The 19,860-nt window shown below is 30.6% G+C and carries 18 protein-coding genes; 12 read left to right on the forward strand and 6 right to left on the reverse strand.

Annotated features, from left to right (window positions below; translation table 11 throughout):
• Nucleotide 1 precedes the first annotated feature (1 nt).
• Both tsaE and ACMHJW_RS02805 read right to left on the reverse strand, forming a co-directional pair.
• Nucleotides 2-406: a tRNA (adenosine(37)-N6)-threonylcarbamoyltransferase complex ATPase subunit type 1 TsaE gene (gene tsaE, locus ACMHJW_RS02800; protein ID WP_413531896.1), complete on the reverse strand. Its 405-nt coding sequence runs from the start codon at nt 404-406 to the stop codon at nt 2-4.
• Nucleotides 407-1,960, reverse strand: a complete 1,554-nt coding sequence (locus ACMHJW_RS02805) for a PglZ domain-containing protein (protein ID WP_413531897.1) — start codon at nt 1,958-1,960, stop codon at nt 407-409.
• Between the two features lie 250 nt (nt 1,961-2,210).
• On the opposite strand from ACMHJW_RS02805, the gene ACMHJW_RS02810 reads away from it, so the two are divergent.
• From ACMHJW_RS02810 to ACMHJW_RS02835, 6 genes are all read left to right on the forward strand, one after another.
• Nucleotides 2,211-3,425, forward strand: a complete 1,215-nt coding sequence (locus ACMHJW_RS02810; protein WP_413531898.1) for an HD domain-containing protein — start codon at nt 2,211-2,213, stop codon at nt 3,423-3,425.
• An 88-nt stretch (nt 3,426-3,513) separates the two neighbouring features.
• The gene (gene lpxD / locus ACMHJW_RS02815) at nt 3,514-4,539 is read left to right on the forward strand and encodes a UDP-3-O-(3-hydroxymyristoyl)glucosamine N-acyltransferase (RefSeq protein WP_413531899.1); all 1,026 of its coding nucleotides are present in this window, start codon (nt 3,514-3,516) and stop codon (nt 4,537-4,539) included.
• A 6-nt stretch (nt 4,540-4,545) separates the two neighbouring features.
• Entirely contained in the window at nt 4,546-5,934 is a 1,389-nt protein-coding gene (locus ACMHJW_RS02820) for a bifunctional UDP-3-O-[3-hydroxymyristoyl] N-acetylglucosamine deacetylase/3-hydroxyacyl-ACP dehydratase (protein ID WP_413531900.1), read from the forward strand.
• A 17-nt stretch (nt 5,935-5,951) separates the two neighbouring features.
• A complete protein-coding gene (gene lpxA, locus ACMHJW_RS02825; protein ID WP_413531901.1) occupies nt 5,952-6,737 on the forward strand; it encodes an acyl-ACP--UDP-N-acetylglucosamine O-acyltransferase in 786 nt (261 codons plus the stop codon).
• A gap of 22 nt (nt 6,738-6,759) precedes the next feature.
• Nucleotides 6,760-7,326, forward strand: coding sequence for an elongation factor P (gene efp, locus ACMHJW_RS02830; protein ID WP_413531902.1), 567 nt, complete (start codon nt 6,760-6,762; stop codon nt 7,324-7,326).
• A 107-nt stretch (nt 7,327-7,433) separates the two neighbouring features.
• Nucleotides 7,434-8,090 carry a vancomycin high temperature exclusion protein gene (locus tag ACMHJW_RS02835; RefSeq protein WP_413531903.1) on the forward strand — a complete coding sequence of 219 codons (657 nt, stop codon included), beginning with the start codon at nt 7,434-7,436 and terminating at the stop codon, nt 8,088-8,090.
• Nucleotides 8,091-8,133: 43 nt separating this feature from the next.
• Here the strand turns inward: ACMHJW_RS02835 and menD are convergent, their stop codons facing one another.
• Nucleotides 8,134-9,804, reverse strand: a complete 1,671-nt coding sequence (gene menD, locus ACMHJW_RS02840) for a 2-succinyl-5-enolpyruvyl-6-hydroxy-3-cyclohexene-1-carboxylic-acid synthase (RefSeq protein ID WP_413531904.1) — start codon at nt 9,802-9,804, stop codon at nt 8,134-8,136.
• A gap of 81 nt (nt 9,805-9,885) precedes the next feature.
• A complete protein-coding gene (gene fabG, locus ACMHJW_RS02845) occupies nt 9,886-10,629 on the reverse strand; it encodes a 3-oxoacyl-[acyl-carrier-protein] reductase (RefSeq protein WP_413531905.1) in 744 nt (247 codons plus the stop codon).
• A gap of 149 nt (nt 10,630-10,778) precedes the next feature.
• On the opposite strand from fabG, the gene ACMHJW_RS02850 reads away from it, so the two are divergent.
• A complete protein-coding gene (locus tag ACMHJW_RS02850) occupies nt 10,779-11,162 on the forward strand; it encodes a hypothetical protein (RefSeq protein ID WP_413531906.1) in 384 nt (127 codons plus the stop codon).
• A 144-nt stretch (nt 11,163-11,306) separates the two neighbouring features.
• On the opposite strand, the gene metK is transcribed toward ACMHJW_RS02850, so the two are convergent.
• On the reverse strand, nt 11,307-12,566 hold the full coding sequence (gene metK, locus ACMHJW_RS02855) for a methionine adenosyltransferase (RefSeq protein ID WP_413531907.1): 1,260 nt from the start codon (nt 12,564-12,566) through the stop codon (nt 11,307-11,309).
• A gap of 325 nt (nt 12,567-12,891) precedes the next feature.
• Here metK and ACMHJW_RS02860 point away from each other — a divergent pair, with 325 nt between their 5' ends.
• Complete coding sequence (locus ACMHJW_RS02860) at nt 12,892-13,353, forward strand: Lrp/AsnC family transcriptional regulator (RefSeq protein WP_413531908.1); 462 nt, start codon at nt 12,892-12,894, stop codon at nt 13,351-13,353.
• A 39-nt stretch (nt 13,354-13,392) separates the two neighbouring features.
• On the forward strand, nt 13,393-13,926 hold the full coding sequence (gene msrA / locus ACMHJW_RS02865) for a peptide-methionine (S)-S-oxide reductase MsrA (RefSeq protein WP_413531909.1): 534 nt from the start codon (nt 13,393-13,395) through the stop codon (nt 13,924-13,926).
• A gap of 29 nt (nt 13,927-13,955) precedes the next feature.
• Here the strand turns inward: msrA and ACMHJW_RS02870 are convergent, their stop codons facing one another.
• Nucleotides 13,956-15,311, reverse strand: coding sequence for a DEAD/DEAH box helicase (locus ACMHJW_RS02870; RefSeq protein WP_413531910.1), 1,356 nt, complete (start codon nt 15,309-15,311; stop codon nt 13,956-13,958).
• 109 nt (nt 15,312-15,420) lie between these two features.
• Between ACMHJW_RS02870 and argS the strand changes: the two genes are divergently transcribed.
• The 3 genes from argS to ACMHJW_RS02885 all read left to right on the forward strand — a co-directional run bounded on the left by argS (nt 15,421) and on the right by ACMHJW_RS02885 (nt 19,809).
• On the forward strand, nt 15,421-17,193 hold the full coding sequence (gene argS, locus ACMHJW_RS02875) for an arginine--tRNA ligase (protein WP_413531911.1): 1,773 nt from the start codon (nt 15,421-15,423) through the stop codon (nt 17,191-17,193).
• Between the two features lie 60 nt (nt 17,194-17,253).
• The gene (locus ACMHJW_RS02880; RefSeq protein ID WP_413531912.1) at nt 17,254-17,724 is read left to right on the forward strand and encodes a DUF1810 domain-containing protein; all 471 of its coding nucleotides are present in this window, start codon (nt 17,254-17,256) and stop codon (nt 17,722-17,724) included.
• A gap of 276 nt (nt 17,725-18,000) precedes the next feature.
• Nucleotides 18,001-19,809: a chloride channel protein gene (locus ACMHJW_RS02885; RefSeq protein WP_413531913.1), complete on the forward strand. Its 1,809-nt coding sequence runs from the start codon at nt 18,001-18,003 to the stop codon at nt 19,807-19,809.
• Nucleotides 19,810-19,860 lie beyond the last annotated feature (51 nt).

Raw genomic sequence — 19,860 nt, forward strand, 5'->3', positions numbered from 1 at the left:
ATTAGCTAAAATTTAAATGACGAACACCTCCTACATTTTCCAATGTAATTGAGTGATGCTCATCTGGTATAAAGTTAGCAATTTTATTTGGCCATTCCATTAAACAATATTGATTTGAATATAAATATTCTTCAATTCCAAAATCTAAGGCTTCATCTTCATGATTTAGACGATAAAAATCGAAATGATACACTTTTCCTTTGTCAGTATCATATTCATTAACAATTGAAAAAGTTGGGCTCGAAACTTCATCATTTGTTCCTAAAGCTTTTACAAACTCTTTGATAAAAGTAGTTTTTCCTGCGCCCATTTCTCCTTCGAAAGTGATTAATTTGTACTGAAGTTGATCGATTATTTTTTTAGCAACTTCTGGTAATTCGTCTAAATTATTGATAATAAATTCCATTTAATTTTTTGGTGTTAAAACAACCATTGGGATAATTATTTCTTCTAACGAAATTCCACCATGTTGGTAAGTGTTTTTGTAATAATTAACGAAATGATTGTAATTTTTTGGATACGTTAAAAATAAATTTTCTTTTGCAAAGATATACTTTGACGTAACATTTACCTTAGGTAAAAGGAATTTTTCTGGTTGATCGACTGCCAAAACATCTTTCGGATCATATTGCAATTGTTTACCCAATTTATAGCGTAAATTTGTACTCGCTTCCTTATCTCCAATAACTTTTGTTGGTTCTTTTACGTAAATTGTTCCATGATCGGTTGTTACGATGATTTTCATCTTTTCTTGCGCTGCTTTTTTTACAATTTCCATTAAGTAAGAATTTTCAAACCAATGTTTTGTAATCGAACGATATGTTTTATCATCACGAATAATTTCTCCAACAATTCGATTGTCTGTTTTTGCATGCGAAAGAATATCGATAAAATTGTAGACAATTACATTCAAATTATTTTTTTTGTAATTATTAAAATCATCAGCAATTTTTTTCTCAAAATCAGAATTTAATATTTTGAAATAATTATACGATAAATCACCATAACCAAGACGTTTTAATTGTTCTCCAAGCAACTCTTTTTCGTGCATATTTTTGTTTCCTTCGTCAGTATCATTTAACCAAAATTCAGGATATTTTTGTTCAATTTCCAATGGCATTAATCCTGAAAAGAAAGCATTTCTTGCATATTGCGTTGCCGAAGGTAAAATGCTATAATATAGATTTTCGTCTGCAGTATTATAATATCGATTAAAAATTGGCTCAATAACTTTCCATTGATCGTAGCGCAAATTATCAATCAAAATTAATAAAACATGCTCGTCTTTTCCAAGTTGAGGTCGAACCAATTGATTGAAAATTGTATGCGATAAAACAGGTCGATCTTCTTCGTTATGCAACCAATCTTCATAATTTCTTTCAATAAATTTGAAAAAAGCAGCATTTGCTTCACTTTTCTGATTTTCGATGATTTGAGAAAGTGCTGTATCTTCAATATTTTCCAATTCAAGCTCCCAAAAAACCAATTTTTTATAAATCTCTTGCCAATCTTCAAAATCGCGAGCATTCATCATATCCATTGTGATATTTCTGAATTCTTGCTGATAATTGATTACTGTTTTTTCAGAGATAAATTTCGAAGAATCTAAAATCTTTTTCAAACTCAACAAAATTTGATTTGGATTAACAGGTTTTATTAAATAATCTGCTATATGAGATCCAATTGCATCTTCCATTATGTGTTCTTCCTCACTTTTTGTAACCATAATTACAGGAAGATTCGGACGCAATTCTTTAATTTTCGGTAAAGCTTCTAAACCACTTAAACCTGGCATGTTTTCGTCGATTAAAACAGCTGCGAAATTCTCTTTTTCTATTACTTCTAATGCATCAGTTGCATTATTTATCATTGTTGTATCGTATCCTTTTTTCTCTAAAAAAAGTTGGTGTGGTTTCAATAAATCGATTTCATCATCAATCCATAAAATTTTTATAGCCATTTGTTGTATTTTATATTGTTTGTCTACTTTTAGAATAATTCCAAATATAGTGATAACGGCAATCTTAAAATAAAAATTTTATGTTAAACAAAACTTGATTTTTGCTAAAATTTGCAGTGAAATTTAGTATAATTAATTCTAAAAATCATTTTTATCCTAAAATAAAATATTTGATAAAAATCGATCCTAATTTTAAAAAGTAAGTTCTAAATAAGTAAAAATTCATATATTTGCGGATAAAATAATACGTTTGAATTCATTAAACAATAATAAGTTAAAGATAGTAAATGATCCAGTTCATGGATTTATAACGATTCCAAACGAGCTTATTTATCAAATAATTCAACATCCGTATTTCCAGCGACTTCGTAGAATTTCACAAACAGGTTTAACAGAGCTAGTTTATCCAGGAGCGAGACATTCTCGTTTTCATCATGCTTTAGGTTGTATGCATTTGATGCAAAAAGCCTTGAATATTCTCAAAAGAAAAAATGTTGAAATTACTCCTGAAGAAGAAAATGGTGCTCTAATTGCAATTCTTTTGCATGATTTGGGACATGGTCCTTTTTCGCATTCTCTTGAACATTCTATAATTAATGGTTCTCATCACGAAGAAATTTCTCTTCGTTTAATGGAAGAATTAAATCAAATTTTTGATAATCGATTGGCTTTAGCGATTGAAATTTTTAAAGGAAATCATCCTAAAAAATTTTTATCACAATTGGTTTCAAGTCAATTGGATTGCGATCGAATGGATTATTTGAAACGAGATAGTTTTTACACAGGAGTTGTGGAAGGAAGTATAAACCCAGAACGAATTATCTCGATGATGAATGTTGCTAATAATGAATTGGTGATAGAAGCGAAAGGAATTCCATCTGTTGAGAAATTTTTGATGGCGCGATTATTTATGTATATGCAAGTATATATGCATAAGAAATCTTTCACGGCCGAAAATTTTTTGATTAGCGCGTTGAGAAGAGCAAAAGAATTGACAAAAGCGGGAGAAAATCTTTTTGCAACATTTGCTTTTAAATATTTTTTAGAAGAAAACGAAGTTGGAAATTTATCTAAAAAAGGATTGGAAATTTTTACACGTTTAGATGATTCAGATGTTTTATCAGCGATAAAAGAATGGCAGTATCATGATGATTTAATTTTAAGTAAATTATCAAAAAATATCATTCAACGTATGTTACCAAAATCATATTTAATGGATACAAAATTATCCGATGAAGAAATTTTGGTTGAGAAAAATAGAGTGGAAGAAGCTTTAGGGATTGAGGATGCAAGTTATTTTGTTGAACAAACAACGATAAATATTGTTCCTTATGAAAGATCAAAAAATCCGATAAAGGTTTTATATAAAAATGGAGAGGTAAAAGAAATTTCGAGTTCAGAAAAGAGTATGTTAACTCAATTTTTGCAACAAGAAATAACAAAATATCATTACCATAGTTTTTGAAATAATTACTAGAAGAATTTGACAAAAAAGTTAAATAACTTAAATAATCATTTTATAAATTTAAGAATAATTATTAGTTTTGCAGACTATGAAATTTAAAGCTGCAGAGATTGCGCAATTATTGCAAGGAACCATAAAAGGTGACGCAAATGTAGAAGTTTCCACATTATCGAAGATAGAGGAAGGAAAAGAAGGTTCGATTTCGTTTTTAGCCAATCCGAAATATGAGCACTTTATCTATACAACAAACGCTTCTATTGTGATTGTTAGTAAAGATTTTGTGGCTTCAGGTCCTATTTCGTCTACATTAATTGTGGTTGAAGATGCTTATCAAGCCTTTACACAATTATTACAATATTATAACACAGTTAAAAATAATAAAGTTGGAATAGAAGAATATACGAAAGTTAATTCTACTGCTCAACTAGGGGATAATATATATATTGGAAGTTTTTCTTATATTGGAGCTAATGTTTCAATTGGGAATAATGTGAAAATTTATCCTAATGTAACTATTGGTGATCATGCTAAGATTGGTGATAATACAATTTTGCATTCGGGTGTACAAGTTTATGAAGAATGTAAAATTGGACAAAATTGTATCATTCATTCTAATGTTGTGATTGGAGCTGATGGTTTCGGTTTTGCACCAAATCCAGATGGATCTTTCGAAAAAATTCCTCAAATAGGAAATGTTTTGATCGAAGATAATGTTGAAATTGGAGCAGGATCAACAATAGATAGAGCAACAATGGGATCTACTATAATTCGTAAAGGAGTAAAATTAGATAACCAAATTCAAATTGCTCATAATGTTCAAATTGAAGAGAACACAGTAATAGCATCACAAAGTGGTGTTGCAGGTTCTACAAAAATTGGACGCAATTGTATGATTGGAGGTCAGGTTGGTATTGCAGGTCATTTAACGATCGGAGATTTTGTTCAAATACAAGCTCAGAGTGGTATTAATGGTGATGTAGAAAGCAAAACGCAATTGTATGGTTCACCAGCAATGGATGCGGCAAGCTTTAGAAAATCGTACGTACATTTTAGAAAGTTTCCAGAAATTGTGAAACGAATCGATGAATTAGAAAAAGAGAACAAACAAAAGTAAAAGTTAATGTCTGATAAACAAAAAACTTTAGCGAATGAAGCCGTTCTAAAAGGTGTTGGCTTACATACAGGTAAATTTGTTACTTTAACATTTAAACCAGCTGAACCAGATACGGGATTTGTATTTGTTAGAACAGATTTAGAAGGTCAACCTCAAGTAGAAGCTGATGCACAATATGTTGTAAGCACAGCAAGAGGAACAACATTAGAAAAGAAAGGAGTTAAAGTACATACAACAGAGCATGTTTTAGCAGCTTTGGTAGGTATGGATATTGATAATTGCTACATCGAAATGGACAATGCCGAGCCACCAATTATGGATGGTTCTTCTCGCTTTTTTGTAGAAGCGATAGAATCTGCTGGTATTGTAGAGCAAGATAAAGATAGAGAATACTATAGAATTAAAGAAATTGTAACTTATGTAGATCCTGAAACAGGTTCAGAAATAACTGCGATTCCTGCAGATGAGTATCAAGTTACAGCAATGGTAGATTTCGGAACGAAAGTTTTAGGAACTCAGAATGCAACTTTAACTTCTATCAAAAACTTCAAACAAGATATATCTCAAGCAAGAACATTTTGTTTTTTACATGAGTTAGAACAATTGTTAGAAGCTGGTTTAGTAAAAGGAGGAGATTTAGACAATGCAATTGTTTATGTAGACAAAGAAATTACACCAGAAACAAAAGAAAAATTATGTAAAGCTTTCAATAGAGAAGATGTTTCAATTCGTCCGAATGGAATTTTAGATCATTTGACTTTACATTATCCAAACGAAGCAGCTCGTCACAAATTGTTAGATGTTGTGGGAGATTTGGCTTTAGTAGGTAAAAAATTAAAGGCTAAAATTATTGCAACAAAGCCTGGACATCATACCAATACAAATTTTGCAAAAAAATTAAGCAAACAAATTAAATTGGCACAACGTAATAAAGTTCCAGAATTTGATTTGACAGCTGAACCAGTTTATGATATCAATGATATCATGAAACTATTACCACATCGACCACCATTTTTATTAATCGATAAAGTAATTTCTAAAAGTGCAGTAGGTTTAATCGGAGTGAAAAATGTAACGATAAACGAGCCTTTCTTTGTTGGACATTTTCCAAAAGAACCTGTAATGCCAGGAGTATTGCAAATAGAAGCAATGGCACAATTAGGAGGTTTATTAATTTTAGGAGAATTAGAAAATCCTCAAGATTACTCAACTTATTTCATGAAAATTGAAAATGCTAAATTTAAACGCAAAATTATTCCAGGAGATACAATTGTATTTAAATTAGAATTAGTTGAACCAATTAGAAGAGGTATTGTTCATATGCAAGGAATTGGATATGTAAACAATCAAATTGCCGTGGAAGCAGAAATGATGGCAGTTATTACAAAAGAATAATTAAAGAAATGGAAGTTATGAATCATCCGATGGCATATGTTCATCCAACTGCAATAATAGGTGAAAATGTTACAATTAGTCCTTTTTCTTCTATTTACGAAGATGTCGAAATTGGTGATGGAACATGGATTGGTCCTAATGTAACAATTATGTCAGGAGCACGTATTGGAAAAAATTGTAAAATTTATCCAGGAACAGTAATTTCTGGAGAACCTCAAGATTTAAAATACGAAGGTGAAAAAACTTTAACATATATTGGTGATAACACAACAATTCGTGAATGTGTTACTGTAAACAAAGGAACTAACGCTTTAGGTTATACGAAGATTGGTGACAACTGTTTAATTATGGCAACTGCTCACATCGCACACGATTGTGTTGTAGGAAATAATGTTGTAATTGTGAATGCAGTTGGTTTAGCAGGACATATAGAAGTTGGAGATTTCGCTTTTATCGGTGGTTATAGTGCAGTTCATCAATTTACAAAAATTGGAGAACATGCTTTTGTCGCTGGTGCAACACAAATTCGTAAAGATGTTCCTCCATACGTTAAAGCAGCAAAAAATCCTGTTGCTTACGCAGGTGTTAATGCAATTGGATTGAGAAGAAAAGGTTTCACATCAGAAGAAATTTTCGAAATTCAAGGTATTTACAGAATTTTATATCAACAAAAAAATAACGTATCTCAGGCTGTAGAACAAATCTTAGAAAAATTCCCAGATTCACATTATCGTGACGTAATCTTGAATTTTATCAATACAAGTGATCGTGGAATTATGAAAGGATATAGCTCAGGAGTTTAATCAAAATAATAAAATAGAATAAATGGCAACAACTGCTGATATCAGAAAAGGTTTATGTATTATTTTCAATAATGATACGTATAAAATTATCGAATTTTTACACGTAAAACCAGGTAAAGGTCCTGCTTTCGTTCGTACAAAATTAAAATCATTAACAAACGGAAAAGTATTAGACAATACATTTTCTGCTGGACACAAAATTGAAGAAGTTCGTGTAGAAACGCGTAACTATCAATATTTATATGAAGATGATAATGGTTTCCACTTCATGAATAATGACGATTACTCTCAAGTTTATTTGAACAAAGATTTGATTGATAATTCTCAATTTATGAAAGCTGGTGACGAAGTGAAAATCTTGTTCCGTGCTTCTGATGAAACAGCTTTAGCTGCCGAGTTACCAAATACAGTAATCATGGAGATTACTTATACTGAACCAGGTCTTAAAGGTGATACAGCCACAAATGCTACAAAACCTGCAACAACAGAAACTGGTGCTGAAATTCGTGTTCCTTTATTTATCAACGAAGGTGATAAAGTAAAAATCAATACAGAAGATGGTTCTTATGTAGAGCGAATTAAAGAATAATAATTCCGAACAATTATAGAGAAAAGTAGCTAATTTTAGCTACTTTTTTTATTGGGTAAAATAAAGTTATTCATGTATTTTAGTAAAAAATCAATCGAATTAATTTTATGAAAATCAATGTGAAAAATATGATTAAGAAAACGTTTCTTTATGGAATATTTTTTTGTGTTTTATGTCTTTTATTTACAGCTTTTGCAAATTATAAAATAGAAAATTCAACTGAAGAATTTGTGACAGATAATTCAGATATTCTTCCTACTACTAAAGTTGCGGTTGTATTGGGAACAGCTCCTAATTTGGTGAGCGGTTATCAAAATTATTATTTTACTTATCGCATAGAAGCAGCTACAAAATTGTATCAATCGGGAAAAGTGACGCATTTTATTTTGAGTGGAGATCATGGACGAAAAAATTACAACGAACCTGAAGCGATGAAACAAGCTTTAATAAAAAATGGAGTTCCAGAAAATGTGATTTATTTGGATTATGCAGGTTTTAGAACATTAGATTCGATGATTCGTGCTAAAGAGATTTTTGGTCAGAATGAATTTATTGTCGTTTCGCAAGAATTTCACAATCAAAGAGCAGTTTATATTGCGCGCCAAAATGGAATGAATGCATATGGTTACAATGCAAAAGATGTCAATAAACATGCTGGATTGAAAACAAATATTCGAGAGTATTTTGCTCGAACTAAAGTTTTTATTGATTGTTTTTTAGGAATTCAACCAAAGTTTTTAGGAGAAAAAATTGAGATTATTTAAATAAAAAAGAGAAACCAACCAAATGATTTCTCTTTTTATATTTTTATTTCAAACTACTAAAATATCCTCTCAAAATAGAATCGTTTGCACAATTTCGTGTATCAATTTCTAAAATTTTTGGACGATTACTTTCTGCATAGAATTCGTTGAATGAATTTTTTAAATCAGTTAAATTCGAAACTACATTATATTCAAAATCAAACATTTTAGCTAAGTATTCTGCAGTTAAATGATGTTTTGTTTCAAAATAATCTTCAACAACATTTGTTTCAGAAGGACCAGGAATAAATTTAAAAATATTTCCACCGCCATTATTTATCAAAATGATTCTAAAATTTTTCGGCAAATTCACATTCCATAAAGCATTCGAATCGTAGAAAAATGAAATATCTCCCGTAATCATCACTGTATTTAGCTCCGAAGCAATACATGCTCCAATTGCTGTGGAAGTAGAACCATCAATTCCACTAGTTCCTCGATTACAGAAAACAAGATTTGATTTATTATGATCAAACAATAATCCATATCGAATAACGGTTGAATTTCCATACTGAATTTCCCAATTTTCTGGATAATTTCTAATTATAGAATCAAATGCTTTCAAATCACAAAACGGAATCATATTGATGTAATTTTTGTGTTTGATATTGTTCGCTTCTCTTATAGAATTCCATGTTTTGTAATATTTGGATTCCTTTGGATTGACAAATGGAACAAATTGTTCTAAAAACAATTCTGGTTTCGTTTCAATCTTATCCGTTAATGCTTGAAAAGTATCTGGTTGCCAATATTCATCTAAATGCCAATGTTGCGAAGGTTTATGATCGCGCAAGAATTTTTTAATCTTTTTCGAAACTACATTTTGTCCAATTGTCAATAAAATATCAGGTTTCAAAGCTTCTAATTCTTCTTCAGAATAAGGGAAAATAACTTGATCTATTTTATTGAAAAATCTTTCGTCGTGTATGTTTGATGTAACTTCTGTCAACACAACAACCGAATCATCTTGAGCCAATTGTTTTATAAAATTATCAAATTCAGCATCAGGATGATGTAATCCGACTAAAATCATTTTACGCTCCGAAGCATTCCAACGTTTCATCAAATCTATCACATCTATTTCTGGATATTCTTTTGCTGGAATTGTAATCGTATCAATTTCGATAGAAGATTCGGTTACAGATTCGTACAAAGGTTCAGAAAAAGGCATATTGATATGGATTGGCGCAGATTTGTGCATACAATCAATCAACGCATATTTTGTCAACAACATATTTCTCGTCAAATCATCTGTTTCTTCACTTTCAGAAAGTTGAACATTATGTACAGAATGTTTTTCGAATAAGTTATTTTGACGAATAGTTTGTCCATCAAAATTATCAACTAAATGTTCGGGACGATCGGCAGAAAGCACAATAATAGGAATATTCTGAAAAAAAGCTTCTGTAATTGCTGGATAATAATTTGCTGTTGCCGAACCAGAAGTACAACAAACTACAACAGGTTTTTGAATTTGTTGTGCCATTCCTAAAGCAACAAATCCGGCTGAACGTTCGTCGATAACACTATATGTTTTGAAACGTTTATCATTCGCAAATTGCATTGTCAATGCGCCATTTCGTGATCCTGGTGATAATATGATATGATCAATTCCGAAGGCTAAAAAAGTTTCGGCAATTAATTGAACATTTAATTTATTTGATATTTTTCTCAACGTAGTTGTCTTAAATTATAAAAGGTTTTGTTTAGCAAATTTACTAAACAAAACCTTTCAAAAAGTATGATATTTTAAGAATTAAGTATGTAGACCTCCGTCAACACTTAAAACTTGTCCTGTTACATAACTAGATAAATCTGAAGCTAAGAATAAACATGCATTTGCAACATCCTCTGGACTTCCTCCACGTTTCAATGGAATTCCATTTCGCCATTCTTCAACAACTTTTTCGTCTAAAACTTCTGTCATCTCAGTTTCTATAAAACCTGGAGCAATTGCATTACAACGAATGTTACGAGAACCTAATTCTAAAGCAACAGATTTTGAGAATCCAATTAAACCAGCTTTAGATGCAGCATAGTTTGCTTGTCCAGCGTTTCCTTTAATTCCAACTATGGATGACATATTCACGATAGAACCAGAACGTTGTTTCATCATTGGTTTGATAACTGCTTTAGTTAGGTTGAAAGCTGAATTTAAGTTTGTTTGAATTACTTTTTCGAAATCTTCTACAGACATTCTCATCAACAAATTGTCTTTCGTAATTCCAGCATTATTAATAACAATATCAATTTGTCCAAACTCAGCAATTACATCTTCAACTAATTTTTGAGCAGCTTCGTAATCAGAAGCATCAGATTGATATCCTTTTACTTTACCGAATTGTCCCAATTCTTCTTCCAAAGCTTTTGCTTTTTCTACAGAAGAAGCATAAGTAAAGGCAACGTTAGCGCCATTTTTTACAAAAACTTCAGCAATACTTTTTCCAATACCGCGAGTTGCGCCTGTAACGATTGCTGTTTTACCTTGCAATAAATTCATGTTTATAGGTATTATTATATTCCTCCAAAAATACGATTTTTTACGAGAGTTAAAAATGTTAAAATTTACTTTATTTCTTTTCTTTAACATTTTATGGTATTATAATTGAAAATAGGCATCCTTATAACCAATTAAATAAATTATAAAACATGAAGAATCTATTAAAATTTTTCGCAGTAACATTTTTCGCTTTATTCGTATTTACAGCTTGTAGTGATGACGATGATCCTGTAGATAACGATTTTTTTGCAGGTACTTACAAAGGTAGTGTAAGCTATAAAGATGCCGATAATTCTTTATCTAGTAAAGATGGTAGTGTATTTGTAACTAAAATCGCAAGCGGAACAAAGTATAATTTTGATTTTTCTGACAAAATTCCAAATTTAAATGGGATTGAGTTTGAGAAAAAAGGTGATAATACTTTGGTAAGTGTTGGAGCTGATGAATTATCTTACATTAGAATTGATAATGAAAAATTAACAATTCTTTACACTAAAGATGGTAAAACTTGGACAGCAAATGCAACAAGATAATTTGTTGGATTGTTTAATACAAAAAAGACGTTTATATGTTTATAAACGTCTTTTTTTAGATTTGGATATTTATTAAATTCAACTAATAAAATAAAAAAAAATCCACTCTTAGAGTGGATTTTTAGTATAATTTAAAATTTCAGATTATAATCCGAAAGCTGTTTTTATTTGATCTACAAAGTCTAATTTTTCCCAAGTGAATAATTCAACTTCAACTTCAACAACATCTTGTCCATTTGCAGATTCAAAACGTTTTGAAACTGTTCTCGGTTCTCTACCTAAGTGTCCGTAAGATGCAGTTTCTTTGTAAATAGGGTTTCTTAATTTTAATCTTTGCTCGATTGCGAAAGGCTTCATATCAAAAATTTCAGAAACTTTTTTAGAAATTTCTCCTTCAGTTAAATCAACTTTTTGAGTTCCGAAAGTATTTACTAATAAAGAAACAGGAGCAGCAACACCAATTGCGTAAGAAACTTGTACTAAAACTTCGTCAGCAACACCAGCTGCCACTAAGTTTTTGGCAATATGACGTGCAGCATAAGCCGCAGAACGGTCAACTTTTGATGGGTCTTTTCCAGAGAAAGCACCGCCTCCGTGAGCACCTTTACCACCGTATGTATCAACAATAATTTTACGACCTGTCAAACCTGTATCTCCATGAGGTCCTCCAATTACGAATTTTCCTGTTGGATTGATATGGTAAGTAATACTATCTGTAAATAAATCGCGTAAATGAACAGGTAATTGAGCTTTAACACGAGGGATCAAAATGCTTACTAAATCATTAGTAATTTTATCTCTCATTGCTTCTTCGTTAGCAAAATCATCATGTTGAGTAGAAATTACAATAGTATCAATACGAACTGGTTTGTTGTCATTATCGTATTCTATTGTTACCTGAGATTTAGCATCAGGACGCAAATATGGTAATAAATCTTTTTCGTATTTACGAATATCTGCTAATTCTTTTAATAATCTGTGAGATAAATCTAGCGCTAAAGGCATGTAATTTTCCGTTTCGTTAGTCGCGTAACCGAACATCATACCTTGATCTCCAGCTCCTTGCTCTTCATCAGATTTTCTGTCAACACCTTGATTGATATCAGGAGATTGTTCGTGAATAGCTGACAAAATTCCACAAGAATTAGCATCAAACATATATTCACTTTTTGTGTAACCAATTTCAGAAATTGTATCTCTAGCAACACGTTGTAAATCAATATAAGAATTAGATTTTACTTCACCTGCTAAAACAACTTGTCCTGTTGTTACTAAAGTTTCGCAAGCTACTTTACTTTTTGCATCAAACGCTAAAAAGTGATCAAGAATTGAATCTGAAATTTGATCGGCAATTTTATCAGGATGGCCCTCAGAAACTGATTCTGACGTAAATAAATATGACATTTCTATACTTTTTTAATTATAGAGGGGAGAAGAGAAAACTGAAGTTCTGTTTTAGCAATTGTTTTATGAGGTTGCAATCAGTCAAATCTTTCCTCTCGATTTTTTCAGGTTCAAATATACAATGAATAATACGAATAAAGAAAAAATTTAACTTTAATTAAGATATCAGTATATTGTAATTTAATTTTTTATTTTTTCAGAATTAGAACATAATTATGTATTCGCATAAAATTTAAAATATATTTTCTATCAATGATTACTTTTTTTACCTAAAACAGATAATTATTCAAAATAATGTTGTTACTTTAGAAAAAAAATAATTGAAATGAAATTTGATTCTCTAGATCGACAATTACTAATGTATCTACAAGAAAATAGTAAAATTACCTATAAAGAATTATCAGATAAATTAAATTTATCTTCAACAGCTATTCATGAAAGAATCAAAAAATTAGAAAAATCGGGGATTATTTCTAAATATGTTGCACTTGTTAATAGAAGACTCATAAATAGAGAACTTTTAGTGTTTAGTCATATTAAGCTGCAACAACATTCTGCTGATAATATTCGTGTTTTTGAAACTGAAATTCAAAATTTAAAAGAAGTACAAGCATGTTTTCACGTAAGTGGCGATTATGATTATATTGTGAAAATGTCTTTTGAAAATATGGATGAATACAGAGACTTTATGGTAAATAAATTAACAACGATAAAGGTAATTGGTAGTACTCATAGTACTTTTGTTATTGGAGATGTAAAAGATGATACGGCATATCAATTGTTATAAAATTAGATAAATATTCAGATTTAATTAAATAAAGTAAACATGAGTAAGGAAGTAGCAGTTTTAGGAGCGGGTTGTTTTTGGTGTACAGAAGGAATTTATAATTCGATAAATGGAGTAGAGCAGGCTATTTCAGGTTTTGCAGGAGGAAATGTTGACAATCCTACTTATCGTCAGGTTTGTGATACAGATACGAATCATGCAGAAGTTGTTGAAATTATATTTGATAATGAAATAATTTCGTATAAAGAATTATTAGAGATTTTCTGGAATATTCACAACCCAACTCAGTTAAATAGACAAGGAAATGATGTTGGAACACAATATCGTTCGAGTATTTTTTATACTTCGGAAGAACAAAAAAAACAAGCTGAAGAATCATTAAAAGAATTTGATAATGGAACGTTATACGAAGATAAATTCGTTACAACAATAGAGCCTTTAGATAAATTTTGGCCAGCTGAAGATTATCATCAAGGTTATTATAACGAAAATCCAAATCAACCTTATTGTTCTGCAGTTGTTGGACCAAAAATTGCAAAATTCAAATCTAAATTCAAACAGATTTTAAAATAATAAAAGCGACCAATTTGGTCGCTTTTATTTTATTTTCCTTTTTTACGAGCTTTAGCTTTTTGTTTTTGTTGCCCGCGATTTTTAGGTTTAGACTTTGGCGGTTTACGTTTTGTAGGACCTCCTAAATTCACCTTTTTATTTTTATCTTTTTTCTCGTGAAATGCCGCTCCGCGCTCTTCAATTTTTACTGTTGTAAGTTGTTTCATTTTTACAACATCTTTCTCAAATTCGCGCTTTACAGGATTTATTTTTACTTGATCTTCGGGAAATGGAATTTCTTCAATCTCTTTATCCATCAAGGCTTCAATTGCGTCCAAACGTTCGATTTCTTTTTCAGAAAAATAAGAAATAGCTTCTCCTTTTTTATCTGCACGTCCTGTTCGTCCAATTCGGTGAATGTATTGTTCAGGAACTTCAGGAATTTCAAAATTTATAACATGCGTAACATCTGGAATATCCAAACCACGCGCCATAATATCCGTTGTAATAATTCCTCTAAATTCATCTCTTGTAAAGGCTTCCATTGTTCTCAAACGATAATTTTGAGATTTATTGGAATGAATTACACCAAATTCGTCAGGATAAATTTCATCTAAATGATTGAAGATTAAATCTGCATGTTTCTTGTTATTCGCAAAGATTAAAACTTTTTCAAATTTTGCTTTATCTTCTAATTGATGAACAACTAAATTCAATTTTGTATTGAAATTCTCAACCGGAATAGCTGATTGAGAAATTTTTTCTAATGGAGTTCCCGAACGAGCCAACGAAATCTCGATAGGATTTTTGAAATATTCGTGCAACATATCATCAACTTGATCTGTCATTGTTGCAGAAAATAAAATGTTTTGACGTTTTTCGCTCATCATTGTAAACAAATGAATCAATTGTGGACGAAAACCTAAACTTAACATTTCATCAAATTCGTCAACTACTAATTTTTTTGTTTCTTTAAAAGATAATACATTATCAATTGCCAAATCTAAGACACGTCCAGGTGTTCCAACCAAAATATCAACACCTTCGTACACCAATAATTTTTGTGTATTAATGTTTACTCCTCCGTAAATTCCCAATACACGAACATTGATAAACTCTGTTAATTGTTCCAGAATATCGGTAACTTGAACAACTAATTCGCGTGTCGGAACCAAAATAACAATTTTTGGTTGATTCGTTTTAGAGTATTGATATGTATTAAGCAAAGGCAATAAATAAGCCATTGTTTTTCCTGTACCTGTTTGAGCAATTCCCATTATATCTCGTCCAGAAAGAATCGGTTTGAATGATTTTTCTTGAATTGGAGTAGGGTTTGTGATATTCAACTTTTCTAAAGCCGAATTCAATTGTTTTGTTAATTCGAAATCCGCGAATGTAGCTTTCATTTTGCAAAGATAAGTTTTCTTGACGACTTCTTAAAAACTCAAGGCACAATCCGTTTAAATTCGTTGAAACTTTGTACTTTTGCGTTTCGATTAAGTAAAAAGGAATAAAATGAGTTTAAAACAATACATCACACAGAATGTTTTAGAAGCAATTCAAAACGTTTATCAAATTAACCCTGAATCTGTTGAAATTCAGTTTACAAGGAAAGAGTTTGAAGGTGATTATACATTGGTTGTTTTCCCATTAATCAGAACTTTGAAAGGTAAACCAGAAGAAATCGGTACTAAAATCGGTGAAAATTTGGTTGAAAATAATAAAATTACAGCATTCAATGTTGTAAAAGGTTTCCTGAATATGAGCTTAAGTTCAGCAGAATTTTTAGAAAATTTTGCAGAAAATGCTCAAAACTCAACTTTTGGAATGACGAAAGTTGATGAAAATTCGAGAACGGTAATGGTGGAATATTCATCTCCAAATACAAACAAACCTTTGCATTTAGGACATGTTCGTAATAATTTATTAGGATTTTCGGTTTCTCAAATTATACAAGCAGCAGGAAATAATGTGATTAAAACACAGATTATTAACGATCGTGGAATTCATATTTGTAAATCGATGATTGCTTGGGAAAAATTTGGAAACGGAGAAACGCCAGAATCTGCAAATATGAAAGGCGACCATTTGGTTGGAAAATATTATGTAGAATTTGACAAACATTACCGCGAAGAAATTAAAGAATTAGTAGCACAAGGAAAATCGGAAGACGAAGCAAAAAAAGAAGCGCCAATTTTCTTAGAAGCACAAGAAATGTTGCGTCAATGGGAAGCTCATGAACCAAAAGTAATCGAGCTTTGGAAAAAGATGAACGGTTGGGTGTATGATGGTTTTGCTAAAACATACAAACGTCTTGGTGTTGCTTTTGACGAATATTTGTACGAATCGAATACCTATATTTTAGGAAAAGATATTGTTGAAGAAGGTTTAAACAAAGGTGTTTTCTACAAAAGAGAAGATGGTTCTGTTTGGATTGATTTAACAGCAGAATGTTTGGACGAAAAATTAGTTTTACGTTCAGACGGAACTTCTGTTTATATCACACAAGATTTAGGAACAGCTGTAGAGCGTTTCAAAAATAATCCAACGTTAGAGGAATTGACTTATGTAGTAGGAAATGAGCAGGACTATCATTTCAAAGTTTTATTCTTAATCTTGAAAAAATTAGGTTATTCTTGGGCTGATGCTTTACATCACTTGTCTTACGGAATGGTTGATTTACCAAACGGGAAAATGAAATCGCGTGAAGGAACTGTTGTAGATGCAGATGATTTGATGCAAGAAGTTTACAATACAGCAAAAGAGATTTCTGAAGAATTAGGGAAATTAGACGGAATGTCTGATATCGAAAAAGCAGAATTGTACGAAACAATTGCAATGGGAGCTTTGAAATATTACATCTTGAAAGTAGATCCTAAAAAACGAATCTTATTCGATCCGCAAGAATCTGTTGATTTTAATGGAAATACAGGACCATTTATTCAATACACTTTTGCGCGTATTCAATCTTTGTTGAGAAAAGAAGCTCCAAAACAATTTGATGCAAATACAATAGAATTGAATGATGCCGAAAAAGAAATTATTCGTGCATTATATGATTTCCAAGATACGATAGAAAAAGCAGCAACAGAAATGAGCCCAGCTTTGATTGCGAATTATGTATACGAATTAGTGAAATTATTTAATTCATTCTATCAAAACAATCCAATTTTGAAAAATGAAGATGAAAACGTGAAAAATTTCCGTTTATATCTTTCTCAATGGGTTGCGAATACAATTCAGAATTCCTTACATTTATTAGGAATTGGTGTTCCAGAAAGAATGTAATCAATAAAATATAATAAAAAGCCTCATCAATTAGATGAGGTCTTTTTTTAACTTTACAATATGAAAATAGGAGATTTACTAAAACAAAAAGATCCTCACGATAAATTTAATTTGAAGCGATTTCACGATGCGCAAAGTTTTGTTTATGACGAAATTTTGATGGAAGTACATGCAGGAAAAAAGCAATCAAATTGGATGGTTTTTATGTTTCCTCAACTTGTTGGATTAGGTTCGAGTAATTCGTCATTAGAATTTTCGATATCTTCGAAAGAAGAAGCAAGAGCTTTTGTAAAAGACGAAGAACTTTGGGGAAATTATTTAGAAGTTTTATCTGTGTTATTAATGCAACATAAAGGCGTTATTCCACAATTAATTTTCGGAAAAAATGATGCAATGAAACTGAAATCAAGTTTAACATTATTCAACTTTATAGCTCCGAAAGAAAAAATAATCAAAGATGTTTTGAAGTTTTTTTATGCAGATCAACTCGATAAAAAAACTTTAGCGATTTTGAAACAAATGAATAAATAATAAAAATCTCGAACAAGCGTTCGAGATTTTTTTATGAAATATTATTTTCTAATTATCATTATTGAAATCATTCTTCTTTATAAGATCTTTAATAATCAAAATTCAATCAAATATATATTCTCTAACTTATTGAATTTTAAGCTTGTTGAATTAATATTAGAAGGCTAATTATTTTTTATGAAATAATTTATTCTTTTAAGCATTATTGGTTTACTTTTTGTGTAATTCGAGAGAAATAAATTAGGCAATAAATAAAAGGTACACTATTTTTGAAGCATGCGACTTTCAACAAAACAAAAGTTTTTTCTATACATAAAAAAATCAATTAATTTTTTTCAAAATTTGTTGAATCTCTTAAAATTAGTTTTATCAGAACGACAATTTTTGTATTTATCGTGTATTTTGGTGGCCATTTCTTCAGCCTTTGCTGTAATTGTTCTAAAAACTTTTGCGCATAATGTTTTTCAGTTTACCATATATATCAATAGTTTAGTTAAGTTGCCTTATATTAATAGTATATTGTGTATTATTGGGATTTTATTGACGGTTTTTGTAGTCCAGAAATTCTTGGATGGTTCGATAGAAAAAGGAACTTCTCAAATTATGATTGCGGTTGCAAAAAAATCTGGAATAATGCCTAGAAAACAAATGTATGCTCAGATTTTAACCAGCTCATTAACTGTTGGTATGGGAGGTTCGGCAGGTTTGGAATCTCCAATTACCATTACTGGAGCAGCTTTTGGTTCTAATTATGCACAATATTATCGATTCAAATACAAAGAAAGAACCTTATTATTAGCTTGTGGTGTTGCTGCTGGGATCGCAACTGCGTTCAATGCGCCAATTGCAGGTGTTTTGTTTGCCATAGAAATTGTATTAGCAGACATGAGTGTAACAGCTTTTATTCCTTTATTATTATCATCTGCAACAGGAGCTTTAATTGCGAATTTAACGCTGAAAAGTAATATGTTATTATCCTTTCGTTATGCGTTAGGGTTCGATTATCATAATGTTATTTTTTATGTAATTCTGGGTGTTTTAGCAGGTTTTGTGTCAGTTTATCATGCACGTTTATTTCGTAAAGTAGAACATTTAATCGGAAATTATTCTAACAACGTGTATTGGCGAGCTGTTGTTGGAGCTGGAAGTTTAGCGATATTAATTTTCTTTTTTCCAACATTATTTGGTGAAGGATATGAAAGTATAAAATATTTAGCAAATGATGAAGCAGGTTTTATTTTAAACAATTCATTATTAGAAGTTTTTAGAACCAATCAATGGGTTGTTTTAGGTTTTGTTCTTGTCATGGTTTTAATAAAATCTGTTGCAACAGGTTTAACTTTAGGAAGTGGAGGAAATGGAGGAAACTTTGCGCCATCGTTATTTGTAGGATCTTATCTTGGTTTTGTCGTTGCAAAATTCTTTAACTTAATTGGTTTCAAAGAAGTGCCAGTTGGAAACTTTACAGTTGTAGGAATGGCAGCTGTTTTAAGTGGTTTATTTCATGCTCCTTTAACGGCAATTTTCTTAATCGCAGAAATTACGGGAGGTTATGGATTAATTATTCCTTTGATGCTTGTTTCTTCGATAAGTTTTGCAATTTCGAAACGATATGACAAATATTCAATGGATATATATGCCATTGCAGATAAAGGAATTGTATTTACATCAGATAAAGACAGAAATTTATTTAATAAAATAGATTTATTTTCTATTTATATCAAGAATATCAAAACATTAACGGTTTATGATTCGATAGAAGATATTAAACTAATTTTTTCTACTACAACTCAAGATTTTATTCCTGTTTTGAATGAAGATAAATCTATTCATGGAATCATTATTTTAGATAATATTAGATCATTCATTTTCAATGATAAAACTGATAAAAGCTATTTAGAATGCATTACCGAAGCAAGTTCTACTTCTATGTTTACTAATGCAGCAAATGTCATGAAAATGATGGAAGCAAAGAAAATCGATTTTATTTTATTGACCAAAAAAGGTAAATATGAAGGTTATGTTACTGAAAGTCTATTATTAGAAAGTTATCGAAATAATTTGAATGAATTAAGAATTGAATAGTTTTACAAATTCATCAAAAATATTTCATTCAGAACATTAATCCATTATTTT

The organism is Empedobacter brevis (assembly GCF_965118635.1).
In the GTDB taxonomy this organism is placed as follows: domain Bacteria; phylum Bacteroidota; class Bacteroidia; order Flavobacteriales; family Weeksellaceae; genus Empedobacter; species Empedobacter brevis_A.